The sequence below is a fragment of the Streptomyces sp. NPDC058773 genome (assembly GCF_042746015.1).
Classification (GTDB): domain Bacteria; phylum Actinomycetota; class Actinomycetes; order Streptomycetales; family Streptomycetaceae; genus Streptomyces.
The window spans coordinates 35,517-57,570 of the sequence record NZ_JBHYPE010000002.1; the positions used below are offsets into that span (position 1 = coordinate 35,517).

The 22,054-nt window shown below is 73.7% G+C and carries 18 protein-coding genes; 7 read left to right on the top strand and 11 right to left on the bottom strand.

Annotated elements, in window-relative coordinates:
* Positions 1-284: 284 nt before the first annotated feature.
* The 5 genes from ACFW5B_RS02130 to ACFW5B_RS02150 all read left to right on the top strand — a co-directional run bounded on the left by ACFW5B_RS02130 (position 285) and on the right by ACFW5B_RS02150 (position 4,824).
* The gene (locus ACFW5B_RS02130; RefSeq protein ID WP_386431821.1) at positions 285-1,289 is read left to right on the top strand and encodes a hypothetical protein; all 1,005 of its coding nucleotides are present in this window, start codon (positions 285-287) and stop codon (positions 1,287-1,289) included.
* A gap of 63 nt (positions 1,290-1,352) precedes the next feature.
* Positions 1,353-2,105, top strand: a complete 753-nt coding sequence (locus ACFW5B_RS02135; RefSeq protein ID WP_386431823.1) for a molybdopterin-dependent oxidoreductase — start codon at positions 1,353-1,355, stop codon at positions 2,103-2,105.
* Positions 2,089-2,730, top strand: coding sequence for a cytochrome b/b6 domain-containing protein (locus tag ACFW5B_RS02140; protein ID WP_386431826.1), 642 nt, complete (start codon positions 2,089-2,091; stop codon positions 2,728-2,730). The genes ACFW5B_RS02135 and ACFW5B_RS02140 overlap by 17 nt, the downstream gene beginning before the upstream one ends.
* Before the next feature lie 226 nt (positions 2,731-2,956).
* The gene (locus ACFW5B_RS02145) at positions 2,957-3,523 is read left to right on the top strand and encodes a helix-turn-helix domain-containing protein (RefSeq protein ID WP_386431829.1); all 567 of its coding nucleotides are present in this window, start codon (positions 2,957-2,959) and stop codon (positions 3,521-3,523) included.
* Positions 3,520-4,824, top strand: a complete 1,305-nt coding sequence (locus tag ACFW5B_RS02150) for an MFS transporter (RefSeq protein ID WP_386431832.1) — start codon at positions 3,520-3,522, stop codon at positions 4,822-4,824. The genes ACFW5B_RS02145 and ACFW5B_RS02150 overlap by 4 nt, the downstream gene beginning before the upstream one ends.
* Before the next feature lie 22 nt (positions 4,825-4,846).
* Here ACFW5B_RS02150 and ACFW5B_RS02155 read toward each other — a convergent pair whose 3' ends face one another.
* The 4 genes from ACFW5B_RS02155 to ACFW5B_RS02170 form a co-directional block, all read right to left on the bottom strand.
* The gene (locus tag ACFW5B_RS02155) at positions 4,847-5,983 is read right to left on the bottom strand and encodes a sensor histidine kinase (RefSeq protein ID WP_386431835.1); all 1,137 of its coding nucleotides are present in this window, start codon (positions 5,981-5,983) and stop codon (positions 4,847-4,849) included.
* The gene (locus ACFW5B_RS02160; protein ID WP_386431838.1) at positions 5,980-6,861 is read right to left on the bottom strand and encodes a response regulator; all 882 of its coding nucleotides are present in this window, start codon (positions 6,859-6,861) and stop codon (positions 5,980-5,982) included. Before ACFW5B_RS02160 ends, ACFW5B_RS02155 begins: the two co-directional genes overlap by 4 nt.
* 355 nt (positions 6,862-7,216) lie before the next feature.
* A complete protein-coding gene (locus tag ACFW5B_RS02165; protein WP_386431840.1) occupies positions 7,217-8,659 on the bottom strand; it encodes an FG-GAP-like repeat-containing protein in 1,443 nt (480 codons plus the stop codon).
* Between the two features lie 439 nt (positions 8,660-9,098).
* Complete coding sequence (locus tag ACFW5B_RS02170) at positions 9,099-9,500, bottom strand: (2Fe-2S) ferredoxin domain-containing protein (RefSeq protein WP_386431843.1); 402 nt, start codon at positions 9,498-9,500, stop codon at positions 9,099-9,101.
* 106 nt (positions 9,501-9,606) lie between these two features.
* On the opposite strand from ACFW5B_RS02170, the gene ACFW5B_RS02175 reads away from it, so the two are divergent.
* Both ACFW5B_RS02175 and ACFW5B_RS02180 read left to right on the top strand, forming a co-directional pair.
* Complete coding sequence (locus tag ACFW5B_RS02175) at positions 9,607-11,037, top strand: cytochrome P450 (RefSeq protein WP_386431846.1); 1,431 nt, start codon at positions 9,607-9,609, stop codon at positions 11,035-11,037.
* A gap of 429 nt (positions 11,038-11,466) precedes the next feature.
* Positions 11,467-13,092, top strand: coding sequence for an ABC-F family ATP-binding cassette domain-containing protein (locus ACFW5B_RS02180; RefSeq protein WP_386431848.1), 1,626 nt, complete (start codon positions 11,467-11,469; stop codon positions 13,090-13,092).
* 72 nt (positions 13,093-13,164) lie between these two features.
* Here ACFW5B_RS02180 and ACFW5B_RS02185 read toward each other — a convergent pair whose 3' ends face one another.
* The 7 genes from ACFW5B_RS02185 to ACFW5B_RS02215 all read right to left on the bottom strand — a co-directional run bounded on the left by ACFW5B_RS02185 (position 13,165) and on the right by ACFW5B_RS02215 (position 21,856).
* Positions 13,165-13,614, bottom strand: a complete 450-nt coding sequence (locus tag ACFW5B_RS02185) for an NUDIX hydrolase (RefSeq protein ID WP_386431851.1) — start codon at positions 13,612-13,614, stop codon at positions 13,165-13,167.
* A gap of 15 nt (positions 13,615-13,629) precedes the next feature.
* The gene (locus tag ACFW5B_RS02190; RefSeq protein ID WP_386432475.1) at positions 13,630-14,304 is read right to left on the bottom strand and encodes an HAD family hydrolase; all 675 of its coding nucleotides are present in this window, start codon (positions 14,302-14,304) and stop codon (positions 13,630-13,632) included.
* Positions 14,305-14,446: 142 nt separating this feature from the next.
* Positions 14,447-15,208 (bottom strand): Bax inhibitor-1/YccA family protein, encoded by a 762-nt coding sequence (locus ACFW5B_RS02195; protein WP_386431854.1) that lies wholly within the window; start codon positions 15,206-15,208, stop codon positions 14,447-14,449.
* Between the two features lie 74 nt (positions 15,209-15,282).
* Positions 15,283-16,647 carry a hypothetical protein gene (locus tag ACFW5B_RS02200; RefSeq protein ID WP_386431857.1) on the bottom strand — a complete coding sequence of 455 codons (1,365 nt, stop codon included), beginning with the start codon at positions 16,645-16,647 and terminating at the stop codon, positions 15,283-15,285.
* Between the two features lie 3 nt (positions 16,648-16,650).
* On the bottom strand, positions 16,651-19,182 hold the full coding sequence (locus ACFW5B_RS02205; RefSeq protein WP_386431859.1) for a hypothetical protein: 2,532 nt from the start codon (positions 19,180-19,182) through the stop codon (positions 16,651-16,653).
* A gap of 16 nt (positions 19,183-19,198) precedes the next feature.
* On the bottom strand, positions 19,199-20,698 hold the full coding sequence (locus ACFW5B_RS02210; protein ID WP_386431862.1) for an SUMF1/EgtB/PvdO family nonheme iron enzyme: 1,500 nt from the start codon (positions 20,696-20,698) through the stop codon (positions 19,199-19,201).
* 207 nt (positions 20,699-20,905) lie between these two features.
* Complete coding sequence (locus tag ACFW5B_RS02215; protein WP_386431865.1) at positions 20,906-21,856, bottom strand: pseudouridine synthase; 951 nt, start codon at positions 21,854-21,856, stop codon at positions 20,906-20,908.
* Between the last annotated feature and the right edge of the window lie 198 nt (positions 21,857-22,054).

Sequence of the window (22,054 nt, forward strand, 5' to 3'; positions counted from 1 at the left end):
CACGGGCGGGGCCGCGGGCGGTGTGCGGCCCGCGCCCCGGGCCGCGCCTTCGCCTTCCGTTAGCCGTCCGCTCAATTCCGTGATACGGAAGGGGGGTTGGCGGATCCAGCCATTCCCCTTCCCGTCTTGACGGGGAGCTCTACGTAGCGCTTTGCTTTGCGTGATGACTGGTGCGGACCAAGCCATCACCCTCTGTAGAGGCGCGCGTGATCCGGTCCCACCCCACTGAGGACGACTCAGGGGGTTGATCCGGCCGGTGCGGCGCGTCATGGAGCCCCTGACCCGTGATTTCGATTTCCCCATCACCCACGCCCACGCCACCGACCGGACGCGCTCGCTGTCCGGCCGGCCCGGTCCTCATCCCGGCCCTGGACGACTCCCAACTGGCGGTCGCCGCCGATGCCTTGGTGCTCGGCCAATGGGCCCGGGTACGTACCCTGCTCGCCGGGACAGGTGCCGACTGGGACCTGCGCGGACACCGGTTAACCGTCCTCGCCACCACACCCGGCAGCGCCGCCCGGGCCGGCGACTGGCGGCTCGCCGAACCGGACAGCGGCGACGCGGCCACCCTCCTGGCCCTCGCCACCGTCCGGCTCGCGCTGCACGGCGAGAGCAGCCCGGAGGCCGCCGCCGCGGCCTGCGCCACCGCCGCCCGGATGCTGCCCGACGACCCCACGCCGTGGCTCGGCGCGCTGATCCTCGCCCGCCGCACCGGCACCGCGGAGGCCCTGGAGCACGCCTTCCAGCAGATCCGGGCCCGGCACCGCGACCACCACCACGCCCACCACCTCATGGCGGCCGCGCTGGCCGAACGGCAGCCGGGCGTCCGCGACGACCTCCGGCACCCGGTCCACGACTTCGCCGCCCGTGCCGCGGCGCGGGCCCCGGCCGACTCACCGCTCGCCCTGCTCCCCCTCGTGGCGCACACCGAGCGCTACCGCGTCCTGACCACCGCGGGCCGGGTACGTCCCGGCCCCGCCGGCCGGAACCACTGGTCCACCCCGCGCGCCCACCGCATCCTGCGGGAGGCCTTCGACTGGTGGCTGGAATGGGGCGGCGAGGACCACCCGCGCGGCAAGGTCGACCTCAACTTCCTCGCCCATGCCACCTTCCACGAGGGGCGGATGGCCGAGGCGGCCGCGCTCTTCCAGCGCATCGGCCCGCACCCCACCCGGGCACCGTGGTCGTACACGGGGCGCGACGCCGACGGCGCCTTCCGGGCCGCCCGCGACACCGCACTGCGCCGGGCCGGGGACACCACCGCACCGTGCCTCCGGGGGCGCGGATGACGAAAGTCTGACGCCGGGGCCGGGAGGCTGGCCCCGGCGCCCGCCCGGTGTTCGAATCGGGGGATGACCAGGGACACGAAACCGGACCGCGCGGCGGGCGGCGGCGCGGACGGGCGGGGCACCCCCGTGGGCCGCCGGGTGGTGCTCGGCATGCTCGCCGCCGGCGCCGCCGGTGTGGCCACGGCCCCCTTCCTCCAGCGCACCTACGACAGCACCCTCGGCGCCGCCGCACAGAAGGACCCCACCGGCCTCACCGGCCTGCTCCCGGGCGGCGGCGGTTTCCGCTACTACTCGGTGACCGGTTCCGTACCGGAGAAGGACGCCCACAATTACCGGCTCACGGTCGGCGGCCTGGTGCGCCACCGCGCGAGCTACCGCCTCGCCGACCTGCGCCGGCTGCCGCAGACCCGGCTGGTGCGCGATGTCCAGTGCGTCACCGGCTGGCGGGTGCCCCACACCCCCTTCGAAGGCGTCCGGCTCTCGGCCCTGCTCGACGCCGCGGGGGTCCGCCCCGGGGCCAAGGCCGTCCGCTTCACCTGCTTCGACGGCGCCTACAGCGAGTCGCTCACCCTCGAACAGGCCCGCCGCGACGACGTCCTGGTGGCCCTGCGGATGCAGGACGAACCGCTCGCCCACGCGCACGGCGGTCCGGTGCGCCTGTACGTCGCGCCGATGTACTTCTACAAGTCGGCGAAGTGGCTCTCCGGCATCACGGTCACCGACCGAGTCGAGCCCGGATACTGGGAGGACCGTGGATATGACGTCGACGCCTGGGTCGGCCGCTCGAACGGACGCGACGATGCCCCCACGACCTGACCACCCCGCCGCGCCGGCTCCCGCGCGCCCCCGCGTCCCCCGCTTCACCCGCGCCGAGCACCGGGTGCACCGGGCCACCGCGACCCTGATGACCGTCTGCATCCTCACCGCGGGCTGCCTCTACCTCCCCTTCCTGGCCGAACTCGTCGGCCGCCGCGCCCTGATGGTCACCCTCCACGAGTGGTCCGGCATCCTGCTGCCCGTCCCGCTGCTGCTGGGCCTCACCTCCCGCGCGCTGCGCGCCGACCTCACCCGCCTCAACCGCTACGGCCCGCACGACCGCGCCTGGCTGCGCGCCGCGCTCCGCCGCCGGGGCGGCCGGCCGGCCGGAAAGTTCAACGCCGGCCAGAAGCTCTACGCCGCCTGGATCGCCGGCGCGGTGCTCGTGATGCTGGGCACCGGCCTGTTGATGTGGTTCACCGGTCTTGCCCCCCTGGCCTGGCGCACCGGCGCCACCTTCGTCCATGACTGGCTCGCACTCGCCGTGGTCCTCGTGATCGCCGGCCATGTCTGGAAGGCGTACGGCGACCCCGAGTCCCGTCGCGGTCTGCGCACCGGATCGGTCGACGCCCAATGGGCCCGCCGCGAACACCCGTTGTGGGACCACGAGAACAACGTCCGCTAGAGGCAGGTGAGTTGCCGGAACATCCTCTTCCTCATGGAGTTGCAGAGACTCCTCTGCCGAGAAGTCTCTGCAGAGGAGTCTCTGCAACTCTAGGCTGTCGCCCATGAGTCATGCCTCCGAGCAACGGAACCGGCCCGAGCCCCCGCCCGAGTCCGCGTCCGAGACCCCGTCCGAGTCGCGGTCACGGCCACGAACGCGGCCGTCCGCCGCCCCTCCCGTGCGCCGTATGGACGCCCGCAGCCTGCGCGGCCTGGCCCACCCCCTGCGGATGCGCATCCTGGACCTGCTGACCCTCGACGGCGCGGACACCGCCACCGGACTCGGCCGGCGCCTCGACGAGAACACCGGCACGGTCAGCTGGCATCTGCGCCACCTCGCCGAGCACGGCTTCATCGAGGAGGAGACCGGCCGCGGCACCCGGCGCGAACGCTGGTGGCGGGCGGTGCGGGAGGCCCGCCGCCTCGACACCAACGACTTCCGCGAAGACCCCGACAGCCGCGGCGCCCTCTCGGTCTATCTGCACGAGACCGTCCACCGCGACTTCGGCCAGGTCTCCACCTACCTCGCCGAGGACTGGGCCCCGGAGTGGCGCGATGCCGGCACCCTCTCCCGCTGGGCGGACCTGCGTCTGACACCGGACGGACTCACGGCACTCAACGCGGAGTTGGAGGCAGTGGTCGTCCGGCACCGGGAGGCGGCAGCCGAGGGCGGCGCGGCGCCCGGTACCGAGGAGGCCCGGCCCGTGATCGTCCAGCTCCAGTCCTTCCCCCGCCGGGAACGGGACGAGCGGTGAGCGGACTCCTGCGCCGGCACCGCGACTTCCGGCTGCTGTGGTGTGCGGAGACGGCGGGGAAGTTCGGGGCGGCGGTCAGCACGGTGGCGATGCCGCTGGTCGCGGTATCCACCCTGCACGCCTCCACCTTCGCGGTCGGGCTGATCAGCGCCTGCGGCTGGCTGCCCTGGCTGCTGATCGGCCTCCCGGTCGGAGTGTGGGTGGACCGCGTGCGCCGCCGCCCCCTGATGCTGGCCGCCGCGACGCTCTCGACGGTGCTCTTCGCATCCGTACCGCTCCTGGCCCGGTCCGGCGGACCCGGCCTCGGCTCGCTGATCACCGTGGCCCTGTTGACCGGCGCCGCCGCGGTCCTCTTCCAGACCGCGTACAGCGCCTACCTCCCCACCCTGCTCGGCCCCGCCGACCAGGCCGAGGGCAACGCCAAGCTGCACGGCAGCGCCTCCGCGGCCCAGATCGCCGGACAGGGCACCGGCGGCCTCATCGCCCAACTCACCGGCGCTGTCAACGGCTTCTTCGCCCATGCCGCCACCTTCCTCATCGCGCTGGTGTGCCTGCTCGGTATCCGGCACCGCGAACCCCGCCCGGCGGCCCGGGAGGACGCGCCGCGGTCACTGTCCGGGGAGGTCGCCGAGGGCCTGCGGCTGGTCGCCGGTGACCGCTGGTTCCGTACGCTGACGCTCTTCGGCGCCGCCTCCAACCTCGCGCTGATGGGGTACCAGTCCCTCACCGCGGTCTTCCTGGTCCGCGAGGTCGGACTGCCGTCCGGCGCGGTCGGCGGGCTGCTGGCGATGGCCAGTACGGGAGGCATCGCGGGCGCCTTCGTCGTACGCCGCACGGCCGCCCGGATCGGCACCGCGCGCGCCATGCTCCTGTTCGAACTCGGCGTCTCCGGCACGGCGTTGCTCATCCCCCTCACCTCCCCGGGCGCCGGGGCGCTGCTCTACGTCGCGGGCAGCTTCGGCGTCAGCACGGGCGTGGTGGCCGGCAACATCCTCAAGGCGGGCTTCCAGCAGAGCTACTGCCCACCCCCGCTACTCGGCCGACTGGTCGCCAGCAGCGCCTTCCTCAACTACGGCACCCTCCCGCTGGGCGCCCTCCTCGGCGGCACCCTCGGCTCCATCCTCGGCACCCGCCCCGCGATGTGGCTCCTCACGGCCGCCGTCCCGCTCGCCGCCTTGATCCTGCTCTTCTCCCCGGTCCGGACGGTCCGCGACCTGCCGGTAGGGGGCGCGGCGGAGGGGGAGGGCGATGAGCCTGACTCCGGGGCGGGGGAGCGGGGCGAGGCGGCGGCGCGCCGGTGAGGGGCGCCGTATCCCCGTACTCTCACACCCCCGCCGGTGCCTCCGCCGCCGGCAGTTCGACCTCGAAGCGGCAGCCCGCAGCGGTGTTCCGTACCGTTGCCCGGCCCTCGTGGGCCGTCACGATGCCGTGGACGATGGCCAGGCCCAGGCCGGCGCCGCCCTGGCCGTCCGCGCGTGGGGTGCGGGCCGCGCCGCCGCGCCAGCCGGTGTCGAAGACCCGCGGCAGGTCTTCCGGGGGGATGCCGCCGCAGGCGTCCTCGACCGCGAGGACCACCCGGCCCTCCTCGTGCCGGGCGCTGACCGCCACGGTGCCCTCGGTGGGCGTGGCGCGGATCGCGTTGACCAGCAGATTGCTCAGGACGCGGGTGATCTGCTGGGCGTCCACCCGTACGGGCAGCGGTACCACCCCGCCGTCCACCAGCCGCACCCCGCTCGCCCGTGCCAGCGGCCCGGCCCCGGCGAGGGCGTCGTCCACCAGGTCGTACACCGACACCCGCGACAGCGACAGGGCCAGCGCACCGGCCTGGATGCGGGAGAGTTCGAAGAGGTCGTCGACCATCGCGGCCAGCCGGTCCACCTCGATGCGCATCCGAGCGTGATAGCGGGCGGTGTCCTCGGCGACCCCGTCCTCCAGCGCCTCGGCCATCGCCCGCAGTCCGGCGAGCGGGGTGCGCAGATCGTGCGAGATACCGGCGATCAGCTCGCGCCGGGAGGCGTCCAGGGCCCGTTCCCGCTCGCGTGCCTCGGCGAGCCGGGCGCTGGTCTCCTCCAACGCCCGGGACAGTGCGGTCAGTTCGGCCGTGGGGGGTTCGGCGGGTGCCACGAAGCCGCCCTCGCTGCCGACCGTACGGGCGGAGCGCGCCAGCTCCCGGCTGCCCGCCGCGATCCGCCGTCCGAAGAGCAGCGCCGCCGCCAGCGACACCACCCCGGAGACGGCCACCACCGCCATCACCACGCCCAGGTCGTGCCCGGACAGGAACATCGCCTGGGCGACCGCCACCGTTCCCGCCGCCATCGCGGCCACGGCCAGCGCCGCCACCGCGAACAGCGACAGCGCGACCGAGCGCCGCCGCAGCGTCCGTACCGCGGGCGCGGCGAGCAGTCCCGCCAGCGCCGCGCCGAGCGCCGCCAGCGCCACGATGAGCAGGAAGTCGGTCATGGGCGCAGGTCCCCTCTGGGCAGGTCCACTGCGGGCAGGGGACCGTTCTCCGGCAGTGGCTCGTCCCCCGGCAGCAGCCCGTTGTCCGGCGGCGGCCCGTCGTCCGCCGGCTCGTGCGTTGCCGGCCCGTCCGTTGCCGGGTCGAAGCGGTAGCCGGCGCCCCAGACGGTCCGCACCAGCTGCGGCGCGGCCGGATCGGCCTCGATCTTTTCGCGCAGGCGTCGCACATGGACGGTCACCGTCGACAGATCGCCGAACTCCCAGCCCCAGACGTGGTGCAGCAGCTCCTCGCGGGAGAACACCCGCCCGGGGTGGCGCATCAGGAACAGCAGCAGGTCGAACTCGCGGGCGGTGAGGGCGAGCGGCCGCCCGGCCCGGTCGGCGCGTCGGCCGCCGGGGTCGGCACACAGATCCCCGGCCCGCAGGACGGCGGCGGGCGCCGCGGCCGGCGGTGCGGACTCCGCCCGGCGCAGCACCGAGCCGATCCGCAGCACCAGTTCCCGCGGGCTGAACGGCTTGGTCACATAGTCATCCGCACCCAGCTCCAGCCCCAGGATGCGGTCCGCCTCCTCGCCGCGCGCGGTCAGCATCACCACCGGCACCGGGGGCCCGTCGCCGCGCCGTAGCCGGCGGCACACCTCCAGGCCGTCGATTCCGGGCAGCATCAGATCGAGTACGACGAGATGGGGACGGAACTCCGCGGCCCGGTCGAGGGCGGCGAAACCGTCGGCGGCGTGTGCCGTGGTGTAGCCGGCGCGGGAGAGGTAGCCGGTGACGACCTCGGCGACGGTCGGATCGTCCTCGACCACCAGGACGCGGCGCGGCGGCCCGTGGGAGGGAACGGACGGCGGCGCGGAGGGCGGTGTGGAGGGGTGCACGGGGTCAGTGTGCCCTTCCCGGGAGGTGCGTCATGGGGCCAAGCCAACACCACCGGGGGCGGGCGTGGGCAGTCGGGTCCGGGGCCGTAAGACTCCGGTAACCGCCATCTGCCATCCGCCAACCGCTGACCGGTCGCGGCGACGGGGACGTATGGGCGAGCGCGGGGCGGGCGGCGCCCCGGCGTCACGCGTGCGGTGATCCCGCCACCATCCGCAGCGCCGGTTACTGACCGGCAGGAACGGCCGCAGCCGTTCCCACTCGGCATCTGTCAGATCACCCCGCCCCATGTCGGCAACGGCGAACCCGCCAGCCGACATGGACGTGATCTGCCGGAACAGGCCCCAGCGTGCGGGCCTACTTCGCCGGGTTCGTCAGCTCCGTGCCGAAGCGGCCCTTCGTCGCCGGGGAACCCAGGTCACTCGGGTTGATGAGTGACGAGTCCTTGGCGCTCAGTCCGTCGGTGCCCGCGTACAGCAGGGCCGCCGCGCCGACGCCCCCGGTGCGGTTCGGGATGCCTACGGCCAGGTCCGCCTTGCCGTCACCGTTGTAGTCGGCCGGCGAGACGGACGTACCGAATTTGTCGTTGCCCACCATGGAGCCAGGGACGCCCTCGGTGTCGAGCGAGAAGGTCTGCGCCCCCTCGTCGGTCAGCCAGTTCGCGGTGCCCTTGAGCACGGTGATGGCACCGGCGTCGTTGTAGCCCCCGGGCGCCTCGGCGCCGGTGTTGCTGACCACCAGGTCATCGTGGCCGTCGCCGTCGAAGTCGGCCAGCCGGATGGCCTCGCCCTCCTGCGCCGTGCCCTTCCAGTCCACCGGCTCGGCCGAGTCGAGCCCGCCGGCGGTGCCGGGGTAGGTGCGCAGCTTCTGCTCCTGCGGACCGTCCGAGAAGCCGGTGTCCGTGACGACGTCCTCCTTCCCGTCGCCGTTGATGTCGCCGACCACGGGGCGGTACTGCGCGAACGGCAGCGGGATGTTCTTGCCCAGCGGCGTGCTCTTCAGGCCCCCGGAAGAGCCGGGCAGCACGCCGAGGGTGCCCTCGTCGGAGGGCGAGTCCTCGGAGGCGACGGTGACGAGATCGGTGTAGCCGTCCCCGTTGATGTCGCCGGAGGCCAGGTGCTCGACGCTGACGCCGCCGCCGGGCGGGGTGACGCTGGTCATCTTCGGGGTCGCGGTCTCCCGCAGGTTCTTCGCGCCCTTGACGAGCTGCACCTTCGTGCCGTCGGAGATGGCGAGGTCGCTGAGGCCGTCCTTGTTGTGGTCGCCCACGGCTATCTGGTCGCCGAAGTGTGCGTTGGCGGCGACCTTTGGCGCGTGGAAGGCGATGGCGTCGCCGGACAGGCCGCTCTTGGAGCCGAAGACGATCGTGACGGAACCGGCCTGCGTGGTGCTGCCGATGGCCTCGTTGTTCGCGGCGACGACCAGGTCGGCGTAACCGTCCCCGTCCACGTCGCCGCGCACCACGGTCGAGCCGAAGCCGTCCTTGGCCTCCGGAGTGCCGGGCACGCCTGGGCTGGCCTGGGTCAGTGTGCTGTGCCGCTTGGTGTCGACGCCACCCTTGGCGCCGTAGGTCACGCCCACGTAGCCCGCCTTGGACTTCCCGGAGACGGTGCCCTCGGGCGCTCCCACACCGAGGTCGGCGTGGCCGTCGCCGTCGAGGTCGCCCTGGGTGATCTTGCTCCGCTCGGCAGCACTCGTGGACGGCTGGTCCTGGCCCCGCCCGTTGCCGTCCGTCGGTGCTGCCATGGCGCCGCCGGTCGCGGCCGCGACCAAGGCGGCGCCCAGAGCGCCTGCCACCATGCTCCTGGTTCGGTTGCGCACAAATCCTCCAATGGGTAACACATCGGTCGCCCCTCGGATCCGTCCCGCTGAGTTGTGGGCCCGGTGGGACGGAAGGGGTGTTGCAGAGACAGACAGCAACAAAAGCGAGAACGGTTGCAGAATGAATGCAAAATATCCCGGTCCGGCACATTCGCGCACCGCACGGCAACTCTGTTCCGGGGCACCGCACTTGGCGCCTGCCGTCCGCCCCTCGGTTCACTCCTTCATGCCGCACCGCGAGTGGCCGACTGTCGTTCCGGTGATGCTCAACCGCCGGCCCGGCGACCAGTCTTCGGCGGACGCGGTACGAGTCGTGCCCACTGATCCTGCGTCAGACCGCCCCGCCCCGGGCCCCGCCCCGCCTCACGAACAGGACAGGGCCCGGGGCGGGGCGGTCACATGATCCGCCGGACAGAACCTAACCCTCCAGCCCCTCCCGCACCCGTCGCGACACCGTGATCGCGTACAGGTCGAGCACGCCCGGCGGCTCCGCCAGGCCGGGGCCACCGGCGTGGATCCAGGCGGCGATGTCCGCCAGTGCGTCGTCATCGTTGACCAGTCCCAGCCAGACGGGGCGCCCGCCGGCCGCCCGGCCCGCGGGCGACGGCTGGACCACGACCACATTGGCCTGGTCGCAGACGTCCAGGCACTCCGAGGCACGCACCGGGGCCGCGCCGTCGAGCGCCGCGCGCAGGCGGGAGATCTGTCCGGCGTGGTCGACGCCCGGGATCTTCGCCGCGTCGCCGCAGCAGCAGCCACGGCACACGGTGACCCGGCACGCGGGCGGGGTGGCGGTCCGTCGGGCAGGCTTGTTGCTCACCGCGTCATGCTACGTGGGGCGTTGTGACGGCCCGCGCCGGGTACGGGGGACGCTGCGACGCCCCGCGCCGGGATAGAAACCCGGCCGGCCGGGATAGACATCGGGCATGCACCTGAGCGAATCCCACCCTCAGCCCGGCTCCGCCCCGGAAGGCGTGATACCCGGCCCGGCCGGCCTCCCCGTGCTCGGCTCGATGTTCGACCTCCGGCGCGACTCCCTCGGCACGTTCTTAAGCGCCCAGCGGGCGCACGGTGACGTGGTCCGTCTGGAAGCCGGGCCGCCCGGCCTGCGCAGCGTGTTCCACGCGGTCTTCGCGCCCGAGGGCGTGCAGCAGATCCTCGCCTCCCAGGCCGCCAACTTCCGCAAGGACCACCCGCTCTACGAGGAGGTCCGGCAGGCCTTCGGCAACGGCCTGCTGACCAGCCAGGACGCCGACTACCGCAGACAGCGGCGCCTGGTGCAGCCGCTGTTCACCAAGCGCCGCGTCGACGGCTACGCGTCGGCGGTGACCACCGAGTCCGCCGGCCTCGCCGAACGCTGGCGGACCGCGGACGGCGCCACCGTGGACCTGGTCCCCGAGATGAACCGGCTGGCGCTGCGCACCGTCTCCCGCATCCTCTTCGGGCTGGACGCGGAGGCGGCGGTGGACGCCATCCACCGCTGCGCCCCGGTCATCAACGCCTATGTCGTACGGCGTGCCTACGTCCCCGTGAAGATCCCCCGCGAGTGGCCCACCCCCGGGAACCAGCGGGCGCGGGCCGCCACCGACGAGCTGAACGCGCTGTGCGACCGCATCGTGGCGGACCGGCGGGCCGCCCGCGAGAGTGCCGGGGACGGGGACGACGGCGACGGCGCGGGCGAGGACCTGCTCTCCCTTCTCGCCGCGGCCGGCAACGACGAGGACGGCTCCCTGGACGCGACCGAGGTCCGCGAACAGGTCCTGATCTTCCTGCTGGCCGGGCACGAGACCACCGCGACCTCCCTCGCCTTCACCCTCCATCTCCTCGCCCGGCACCCCGAGGAACAGACCCGGGTCCGTGCGGAGCTGGACCGCGTACTGGGCGACCGCACCCCCACGGCCGACGATCTGGACCGCCTGCCGTATCTGACGCAGGCGCTCAAGGAGTCGATGCGGCTGTATCCGGCGGCGCCGGTGATCAGCCGCCGGGCCGTGGCGGCCACCGAGATCGGCGGATTCCGTATACCGGCCGGCGCCGATGTGGTCGTCGCGCCCTGGGTCACCCACCGCCACCCGGACCTGTGGGCGGACCCGGAGCGCTTCGACCCGCGGCGCTTCGCACCGGAGCGGGAGGCGGAGCGGCACCGCTACGCCTGGTTCCCGTTCGGCGGCGGGCCGCGCGCCTGTATCGGGCAGCACTTCTCGATGCTGGAGTCCGTGCTGGCGCTGGCCGTGCTGCTGCGCGCTTACGAACTCGACGCCGTGGACGAGGAGGTGCCGGTCTCCGCCGGGATCACCCTGCAGGCGACGGGTCCGGCGCGGGTGCGCCTGCGGCCGCGCGCCGGGGCGGGGGAGTAGAGGCCGGGAGGTCCGGCCGGGACGGTCGGGACGCCGCCGGGGGGCGGACGGCCGGTCCGGTGCCGACATGACCGGCCCGGCGCCCGGCCGCGCCGCCTTCTACAACTCGCGGCACCGCACCCTCCACCCCTCTCCGCCAAACGCAACGAAAATAGCGTTTGCATTTCGACGGCGTTCCCCGTACCGTCAACAGCGTTCCTGCCGCCGCCGATCGGAGAAGGCCGTTGCTCGTCTGAGGTCCTGAGACACCGCGCCCGTGAGTGGTGATTCGCCCCGTGCTTCCGGTTTCCGGAGCGGCGAATCGTGCCTCGCGCGGCCCGTCCGTGACCTCGGCGTACTCCCACGGCGTACCCCGGCACACCCGGCGTTCCGACGCGGTGTCTCCCAGCGCATTCCGCAGTTCTCCCCACCCGCGCCCAGGAGACCCATATGTCTACGTCCGCCGCCTCCGCGTCCGCCGCCTCCATCGTCTGCACCGGCCTCGGCTTCACCTGGCCCGACGGCAGCCCCGTCCTGGAGGGCTTCCCGCTGTCCGTCGGCCCCGGCCGTACGGGTCTGATCGGCCTCAACGGGGCGGGGAAGTCAACCCTGTTGAAGCTGATCGCGGGCGAACTCACCCCGACCGCGGGGACCGTCAAGGTCGCCGGCGAGGTCGGCTACCTTCCCCAGCACGCCCCGCTCGACACCGCCCTGCGGGTCGACGAGGCGCTCGGCATCCACGCCGCGCGCGCCGCGCTGCACGCCATCGAGGGCGGTGACGCGAGCGAGGAGCACTTCACCGCCATCGGCGACGACTGGGACGTCGAGGAGCGCGCCCGCGCCACCCTCGACCAGCTCGGACTGCCCGGCATCGACCTCGACCGCACCATCGGCGAGGTCTCCGGCGGCGAATCCGTCCTGCTGCGGCTGGCAGCCCTGCTGCTGCGCCGGCCGGACGTCCTGCTGCTCGACGAGCCCACCAACAACCTCGACCGGGCGGCCCGGGAGCGGCTGTACACCGCGGTCGCCGGCTGGTCCGGAGTGCTCGTCGTGGTCAGCCACGACCGCGAACTCCTCGAACATGTCGACCGGATCGCCGACCTCCGCGACGGCGAGGTCCACTGGTACGGCGGCAACTTCTCCGCCTACGAACAGGCCCTGGCCGTCGAGCAGGAGGCGGCCGAGCGGATGCTGCGGGTCGCCGAGGCCGACGTACAGCGCCAGAAGCGCGAACTGGCCGACGCCCACATCAAGTTGGCCCGCCGGGTCCGCTACGGCAACAAGATGAGCGCCAACAAGCGCGAGCCGAAGATCGTCATGAACGAGCGCAAGAGGGAGGCCCAGGTATCCGCGGGCAAGCACCGCATCATGCACACCGAACGCCTCAAGGAGGCCAGGGACCGGCTCGACGAGGCCGCCGAGGCGGTCCGCGACGACGACGAGATCCGTGTCGATCTGCCGCACACCGCCGTGCCGCCGGGCCGGACCGTCCTCACCCTGCGCGACCTGCGCACGCGCTACGGCGGCCACGCCCATCTGGAGCTGCGCGGCCCCGAACGGATCGCGCTCACCGGCCACAACGGCTCCGGCAAGACCACGCTGCTGCGGACCGTCGCCGGGGAGATCCCGCCGGAGGCCGGTACCGCCGAGACCCATGTCCCGTACCGTTTCCTGCCCCAGCGGCTGGAGGTGCTCGACCCGGAGCTGACCGTCGTCGAGAACGTCGCCCGCTTCGCCCCGGACGCGACCAACAACCGCATCCGGGCCCGGCTCGCCCGCTTCCTGTTCAAGGGTGCCCGCGCCGACCAGCGGGCCGGCACGCTCTCCGGCGGCGAACGCTTCCGGGCCTCGCTCGCCGCGCTGATGCTGGCCGAACCGGCCCCGCAGCTGCTGCTGCTCGACGAGCCGACGAACAACCTCGACCTGGCGTCGGTCCGCCGGCTGGTCACCGCCCTGGAGTCCTACGAGGGCGCGCTCCTCGTCGTCAGCCACGATCTGACGTTCCTCCGGGACCTCGGCATCACCCGCTGGATGTCCGTGGAGGGCGGTGAACTGACCGACATCGCACCGCTGTAGAAGGGGCGGGGCGGGGGCCGTTGCCCCGCCCCGCCCGGCGCGCACCCGCACGCGTGAGGCCCGGCGCGACCGTCACCGACCTGCCACGCCGCCCGGCCGGACCCCCGTGTGCGCCCCGAACAGCGCCAGCGTCTCCCCGCACTGCGAATGCAGCGGCACCGGCGGCGCATCCGGGGCGAACCAGCCGAGCGCGTCGAACTTGTGCGGCTCGCCGAGCGTCACCCCGTCCGGCGCCACCCGTACGGCGAAGACCACCGCGACCCAGTGCGAGTCGACCGGATCGCCGCGCAGCACATTGCGCACCCCGATCTGCTCGATGCCGAGCGGCCGCACGCCGTACTCCTCCCGCACCTCACGCGCCACGGCCGCCTCGAAGGTCTCCCCGAACTCCAGCGCCCCCGCGCCGCAGTCCCAGGTCCCCGGCTCGTCCCTGGCCCCGCCACTCCGCCGGGCCAGCAGCACCCGCCCGGCGCCGTCATGGCACACGAAGACACAGGACACCTTCGGCCGCACCGTCGTCATCTCCCCTCACCCCGCTCAGAAGTGGCGCAGCAGCTCGGCGAACGCCGGCAGCCGCAGCACCTTGTCGTCGGCCGGGTCGAGCTCCTCGTGCTCCAGGACCCAGGTGTGGTCGTGCGGGATGAACACCGCGTTCAGGCCCGCCGAACGGGCGGGCAGGATGTCCGACTTCGGGGAGTTCCCGATCATCCAGGTCGCGGACGGCACCAGGTCGTAGGCGCGGATCAGCTCCTCATAGGTGGTGAGGTCCTTCTCCGCGACGATGTGCACGCCCCGGAAGTGCCCGGTCAGCCCGGAGGCCGCCACCTTCCGCTCCTGCTCCTCGGTGTCGCCCTTGGTCAGCAGCAGCAACTCGTGCCGCCGGGCCAGCTCGGCCAGGGTCTCGGCCACCCCGGGCAGCAGCTCCACCCGGTCCCCGGCGAACGCCGCCGTCCAGCCCGCGATCCGCGCCGACTCCTCGGCGGTCGCGGCCCGCCCGCGCAGCCGCGCCACACACTCCCCGAGGCTGTGCAGAAACACCTTGCTGCCGTATCCGAGCGTCCGCGCGTTCGCCGCCTCGATCCCGTCGAGCACGTCCCGCACCCCGGCCCGGTCGAGCCCGGGGCCGGCCATCCACGCCAGGAACTCGTCGATGACCCGCTCGAAGATCACGTTGTTCTCCCACAACGTGTCATCGGCGTCGAAGATCAGCATCTGCCCCGTCAGCCCTTCTCCCACTCCACGGACACTCCGCGGACCCGCGCACCCTACGCAGGCCGGGCGGCCGCCCGCACCGGAAATTCGCGGGGGAGGGGGAGCCGGCTGCGGCCTCGCCGCCACGGGGCCGGCTGCGGCCTCACCACCACCGGAGGTACGACAGCAGTCGCAGGATCTCCAGGTAGAGCCAGACCAGGGTCACGGCCAGCCCGAACGCGACGTACCAGGCCCACCGGTGGGAGGCACCGGACCGCAGGAAGCGGCTCGCGGCCTCGAACTCCAGCAGGAAGAAGAAGGACGCGGCGGCGACCGCCACCAGACTGACACCGATGGCCAGGGCGCCACCCTCCCGCAGCCCCAGGTCCGCGCCGAACCCCCACCACGCGACCAGGTCCGCCACCAGCAGCGCCAGCAGCCCGAGCGCCGCCCCGACCGCCCAGCGCGTCATCTTCGTACTGACCCGCACCCGCCGCGTGCGATACGCCGCCAGCGTGCCGGCGAAGACGCAGCCGGTGCCGATGACCGCCTGGGTCCCGACCCCCGGGTGCAGCGCGTCGAAGAACTGTGTCGCCTCGCCCAGCACGATGCCCTGCACCGTCGCGAACGCCAGGGCCGGCGCGGCACCGGGCCGGGGCCGCAGGGACAGGAAGACCGCGATGCCCAGCCCGGCGCACAGCGCGGGCAGGGCGAGGAACCCGAGGTCCAGGAAGACGGTGAGGAAGGCGCTCGCCACCAGGACACCGAACACGGTCAGGGTCTTGACGACGATGTCGTCGAGCGTGATCGGACGGTCCGGGACGGCTGCCCGGGATGCGGCACCGGACCCGGCCGGAGCGGCCGGTGTCACCGCACCGTCCAGCGTCAGCAGATTACGGATCGCAGGGTTGCTCGTCGTGGGCACCGGCCCTCCCGGAGAGATCGCATGGTGAACAACTCCGTGTTGTCACAGGATAGTTGGGAATGCCGTGGAATGCCTCAGTCCACCTCGACGACCTGTCGCGACCCCGGCACGCTCGCCCGCAGCGCCCGCGTCACGTCCGGCACCGAGGGAAACACGCTGTCCGCGCCGGACGGGGACGCGTACGGCAGCGAGGTGCCCAGATGGTCGCGCCAGGGCGCGGGCACGGAGACCGGCTGCCGGATACCGGTCAGCACCACGCACTGGATCGCCTCGGCGCCGTACTCCTGCAGCGCGGACCGCAACCGGCCCGGCAGGCCGAGGCGTTGCGGCACCGCGGTGTTCAGCAGCCGCTCGCCCAGGCTCTCGCCCTGTCCGGCGAGATCGCTGCCCTGCAGCTGGTGGACGGTGTCGCGGACGGCCGGATACTGCTCCGGGGTCACGCCCCGGCAGCGCAGCACGACCACGGGGTGCGACTGCCCCTCCACCTCGCAGGCGATGTCGAACGACATCCGCCGCTTCAGGAAGCCGTAGCGGACCTCGTTGATCACCTCCAGGCTCGCGTCGGGCTTGGGCCGGCCGCTCTCCTGCGGCGGCCGGCTGTACAGCCCGTTGAGCTGCTCGCCGACCGTCACCGAACCGGTGAACAGCCGCCGCATCCCCACCGCCACCGCCTGCCGCTCGTACAGCTCCAGCCAGGCGGGCAGCCGGCTGACACTGCTGAGATCGGGCGCCAGCAGCGCGGCCTTCTCGGCGTGCTCCAGCGCGTTGTCACGCAGCTGCTCGCTGAGCAGACCGAGCCGCCGGCGCAGCTCGATCAGCGCCAGCGCGTCGAACTGCGCCGCCCCGTCGCCGTCTTGCCGTCCGCCGACGCCTTCCAGCACCCCGGCCAGGATCTGCGTCGGAGCGGCATCGGCGGGCCACCCGCGCCGCCGGGCCCGCTCGGTGAGCCGGTCCTGTGCGTACGGGGTCAGCCAGCCCCGGCCCTCGACGAAGCCGCCCCAGTCGCGGGACTCCAGACCGTGCCGGGCGGCGAGCCGCGGCAGCCGGGCCAGCAGCGCCAGCAGCAGCAACTCGGCGTCGTCGACCCCGTCCTGCTGCTGCCCCGCCTCCCGCAGCGCCTGGGCCAGCTGATGGGCGTCGAAGAGGGTCGCGAACACATCGGACTCCGGGCACCGCAGGAGCCCCGCCAGCAGTGGCTGCGCGGTCGGGCCGACCAGCAGATGCAGATGCCGCCCGGTGAACACCGCCGGCAGCTCGGGCGGGGTGAAGACGGCCCGGACCCGGGCAGCCAGCTCCGCCAGCTTGCCCTCGGCCTGGCCGAACCGCCCGATCCGGTGCAGCAGATCGTGCGCGGCGAAGTTGCCGAGCGCCTCCTCGGCCGCCGCCATGGCCCGCTCCGAGGTCCGCACCATCCACACGACATACAGCTCGTTGTCCATGCCCTACCTCCCCGCCACCCGGCCGTAGCGCGGGGGTTCCTGCCCGGAGAGGACCTCGAAGAGCTCCTCGGCCGCCCCGCGCGACCCCCCGACGTACGGCCCCACCAAGATCTCCTCCAGCGCCCGCCCCAGCTTCGCCAGCGCCGCGTCGACGGCCTCCTGGTCCTCGGCGAGCTCCTCACCGGCCTCGTCGAGCTGCCGGGCCAGCCGGGCGTTCTCCACCGCGCTCCGGAAGAGCCACACCGCGTACTCCCGCTCAGGGCTCACCTTGTTCAGCGGATCGCCCTTGCAGTTCGCCCGCGCCCGCGGCAGCCCCTGGAACAGCCGCCGGATGCCCTTGTCGAGACCGGCCTCCGGCAGCGCCTCCAGCCAGCCCCGGGTGAACTCCTCGTCCGCGCTGCCCGCTTCGTCCAGGGCCCGCAGCGCGGCACCGGGCAGGCCCGGCATCTGATGGCCGAGCAGACCGGGGATCTCCCGGGACCCCAGCCGGGCGGCCCGGCACTCCACGATCGCCCGCAGCAGCCACACCCGGGCCTGCCACCGCGGCTCGGTACGGACGCCGTCCAGACACTCCTGAGCGGTGAGGAACGCCTCGTTGCGCATCGCCATCAGCGCCCGGTCCATCCCCTCACCGAGCGAGGTGTGCCGTTCCGCGGTCCGCAGCGCCGCCTCGATCCGGGCCTCCTCGGCGGCGTCCGGCCCGGACGGCTGGAGCGCCTCGACCATCCGCCGGGCGATCCCGTCCGGCCGCGCCCGCAGCGCCGCGAGGAATTGGCGGGCGAACTCCGCCTCGGCCTGCGGCTGTTCGGCCAGCCCGACCAGGCCGTCCCAGAGCTCTTGCGCGCACGGCCCGTCGGCGTCGTCCGGGGCCGGCTCGGCGTGGTCCGTGGCGTCCCGCACCACCAGCACGGCGCGCCCGGCGTCCGCGAGGACCGCCGACCGGGCGGTGTCCACCAGCGTGTACGGATGGCTGAACAGCACCGACGGGTCCTCGGCGGTCGGCGGCAGATAGCGGCTGACCAGCACCGTGTGCGGGGTGAACACATCCTCCGGCGCGATGCCGTGCCGGCGCAGCGCGCACCGCCACTCGAACCACAGCATCGGCGCGGCCTCCTGGCACCAGGCGCGGAAGGCCCGTTCGGTGGCGGGACTCTCGTCCGGGACCACGCCCCGTAACGCCGCGTCGAGGCACCGCCCCGCAGCCACCTGCTTCGCCGGGGCGTGCGGCCGGTGCACCGCCGTCTCCAGCTGCTCGACCAGCTCCCGCATCCGGTCGGCCCACTTCTTCCGCATCGAGATCAGCTGCGGCACATTGGCGTTGTAGTACTGCTCGGTCTCCAGCTCCTCGGGCTCGGTGAGCCGGATGGTCCGCCCGGTCGGCTCGTCGAACCGCTCCACCAGCAGCACGGTCGCCGGCCACAGCGCCTGACGCTCCTCCCGGCCGGCCCGCTTGTAGGCCCGCATATCGGCGGTCAGGTGCTCGATCTCCGTCTCCAGCTGGTCCAGGCGCAACCGGGCGTCCATCGTCAGCCGCTGCGACAGCACCCGCTGATGGGCCTGCTCGACGCTCACATAAGCGTCCGTGGTGAACAGATCCGGGCTGAACTCCAGCCCCACGGTCGCCCCCTGCCCCCGGACCGTACGGAGATACGGCTGCAGCGACACCAGCCCGTCGTCCGTGCCGCGCGGCGCCCGCAGGAACGCCCGGTCCGTCTCGCCCGCCGCCCGGTCCGCGAGCTCCCGCATCCCCTGGGTGTGGGCCACCAGATCCGCGTACGCGAGGTCCGCGACCTCCACCAGCCCGGTCTCGTGGGCCAGCGACCGCAGCAGCGCCACGAAGTCGCGCAGCGCACCACGGGCCGTCGACGACGCGGCGTCCGCCACCGTCACCGACCGGGCGCGGAACACCGACGGGATGTCGAGCGAGGGCTGGGTGCCGGACAGCCCGGCCGTCACCCGGATCAGCCCCACGCCGATGTGGTCCCCGACGAAGTCGCCGCTCTCCGGGTCCCCCAGGCCGTTGACCCGCAGGCAGGTGGTCAGCGCCGCCTGCACCACCTGCTGGCGGATCTCCGGAATGCCCTCACCGGCCACCAGCACCTCCACCGGGCCCTGATCGTCGCCCGCCACCCACGCCCGCACCAGCGACGACGGGAGCGCGGCCCGCACCTGCGGCGCCAGCGCGGCCCGCGGCCCCCAGGCGAGCGGCGCGGGGAACAACGGCCCGCACTCCGCGGCCTCCCGGGCCCGCCGGACACACCGGGCGACCGGCCCGTCCTCGGCCCCGGGCTCACCGGCCGGCACCCGCAGCCCCAGCGCCCTGGCGTGCAGCACCAGCGCGATGTCGTCCTCGGTGTCGCCGAACAGCGGCTCGTCCGGGGACATCCGGAGCCAGTACTGCCACAACTTCTTCACCAGGCGCATCGGCGCGGCCGGCCGGCTCTCCCGGAACCGCTGCCCGACCCGCTCGGCCTCGTCCGCGGTCCAGCTGTACGGCAGCCGCTTCAGCACCTCGTCAACCGCGTCCCCCCGCATGGAACTCCTCTCGTCGTCACATGTCGCCGGCACACCGGAATCCGACGTTCCCGCGGCACTCGACCGGTGACCGTGGCGACAGTTGCTCCCGCAGCCGGGCCGCGGGAGTGTCATAGGCACCGCCGCGCAGCACCGGCGCCCCTGTGTCGTCCACGCAGATGTCCCAGACGTTACCGAGCAGATCGCCGATGTTGTACGGGTTCGGTGGGAATTCCCCGACCGGAGCCAACTCGCCATGGGTGCCCCGGAAGTTGACCCGGCCCGCCGCGATGTCCTCGCGCCACCACTCCCCGCTCCGCCCGGCCCGCGCCGCCAGCGCCCACTCCGCCGCGGTCGGCAGCCGCAGCGGTACGCCCAGCCGGCCTCCGGCCCAGGCCGCGTACGCCCGCGCCGCGGGAAAGCTCACCGCGACCACCGGGTGATCCGCACGCCCCGCCGGGAAGTCCGCACCGCACCAGCCCGCCAGGTAGTTGGCGTCCACCTCCGTGCCCGCGGCCCGCGCCGCCGCCGGGAGCCAGCGCGCGTTCTCCGGATCGCGCAGGAAGGCGCCGAACTGCGCATGAGTCACGGGATAGCGGCCCAGCCGCACCGTCAGCGTCTCCGTGAGCGCCACCGGGACCAGCTCCGGCCGGCCGTCCAGCGGTTGCGAGAGGACGGGGGACACCGGGCCGCCGCCCGGCGGCCCGGCCCTCCCGGCCGTCGCGAGCGCCGCAACCCGTGGCGCACCGTCCGCCTCCGCCGGCCTCGCCTCCGCCGGCCTCGCCTCCGGCACCCCGGCCCGGTTGCGGAACAGACAGATCTCCCCGGCGGTCTGCCGGGTGCTCTGCTGGGGCAGTGGCCGGGACTTCGCGGTCAGCGCCGCCGTCAGCTCCTGGAACAGCGCCGACATGCTCAGCAGCGCCGGCCGCCCCGCCACCCCGGACTCGACGAGCCGGATCAGCTCCCCGGTGAACGCGGTGTACGTCTCGCCCGGCGGAGCCAGCGCCTGCCGGGTCGCGGCGGTGGCGGTGAGCACACACGCGCCCTCGACGGCGACCGCGGGCGCGACGTCCGGTCCCCGCATCAGGCCGTCCAGCGCCAGACCGCTCCAGCAGCAGTCCAGCATCACCACGGTCCGCCGGGCCGCGGACCGCCCGTCCGACGGATGCAGCAGGACCTGCCGCAGTTCCTCGTACCGCAGCGCCGTGTACGACGGTCCCGAACGCGACGAGGACAGCGCGAGATGCAGTTCTCCCGAATGCGGATCGACCAGACCGTGACCGGCGTAATACACCACCACCGTGTCCGTCGCCTCGGAGGCCGCCTCCTCCACCGCCCCCAGGATCGCCTCCCGCGACGCCTGCGGCAGCACCCGGCACCGCTCGTCCGCCAGCCCCCACACCGCCGGGTCACGGCACAGCTCCCGCAGCCGGCTGAGGTTGTTCGCCACCGCCGGGATGTCGTCCAGCTCGGTGTACGTATGGGTGCCGATCAGGACGGCGCACGAGCGGGACGGATCGGACAGTGCCCCGGCCACCGCACTACCCCCGCCGGCCGGGCCGGCCCGCCGGCGCCCCGTGGCCCGCGCCGCTCCGTGCCGCCGGGCCCCGCCCGGCCTCGCTCCGCACCCGCACCGCCGCCCCCGCCGCCGCCCGTGAACCCCGTCAGAGCGGTCAGCATAAGGGCCGCCCGGCAGCCAGGTCTCACAATCGGGCGATCGGCTCCCGGGGCGCGCTTTTCGGACTCACGGAGACCGGGGAGGTACGCCCTGAGCCCACTCCGCGAGCCGCAGCCCGCTCTCGAACCGCCGGGACCGTCCGTCCACCGGATCGGTGAACTCCAGGACCTTCGCCAGCAGTTGCAGCGGCGCGGTGAAGTCGTCCGGCGCCGGGTCCCGGACGACCGGATAGACCGGATCGTGCCGGATCGGCAGCCCGAGGCCGTTCATATGGACCCGCAGCTGATGGGTACGGCCGGTCGTGGGCAGCAGCCGGTACCGCCCGAGCCCGCCCCGCCGCTCCACCAGCTCGATCCGGCTCTCCGCGTTGACCGCCCCGGCCTCCTCGCGCGCGGCGATCACCCCGCGCTCCTTCACGATCCGGCTGCGCACGGTCACCGGCAGCGCCACCGCCCCGTCGTACGGCGCCACCGCCTCGTACTCCTTGCGCACCCGCCGTTCGCTGAAAAGGCCCTGGTACGCGCCCCGGTCCTCGGGCCGTACGATGAACAGCGCCAGCCCCGCCGTCAGCCGGTCGAGCCGGTGCGCGGGCTGCAGCGCGGGCAGTCCGAGATCCCGCCGCAGCCGGGCCAGCGCGGTCTCGGTGATGTGCCGCCCACGCGGTGTGGTGGCGAGGAAGTGCGGTTTGTCGGCGATCACGATCCGCTCGTCCCGGTACACGATCCCCACCTCGAACGGCACCCGCACCTCCGGCGCGAAGTCCCGGTGGAACCACACATACCGCCCGGCACCGTACGGCTCGTCGCCGCTCAGCACCCCGTCCGCCCCGACGAACCGCCCCGCCCCCAGCATGGCGTCCACCCGCCCGGCCCCGATCGCCCCCTGGAACCGGTCGACCAGATGGTCCCGCACGGTGCCCCACACCCCGTCCGGATCGGCGGGCAGCCGCACCCGTACGGGATCGATCCCGTCACGCTGGGGGAGCGGGGCGGGCGGAACCGGCGATCTGCGTCTCACCCGGCAAGAGAACACCGGCCGGGCCGGGGTCTCAAGTCGGCAGGGGACGCGACCGGGGCGGACGAGGGGGGAGCGGCCCGGGGCACCGTGGCCCGACCGGAAACGAACGACGCCCGCCCCGGCCGAGCGGCCGGGGCGGGCGTTGCTGTGAGTGTCCGAGGGGGCTTGGGCCTTACGCACATGTCGGTGATGCGGGGT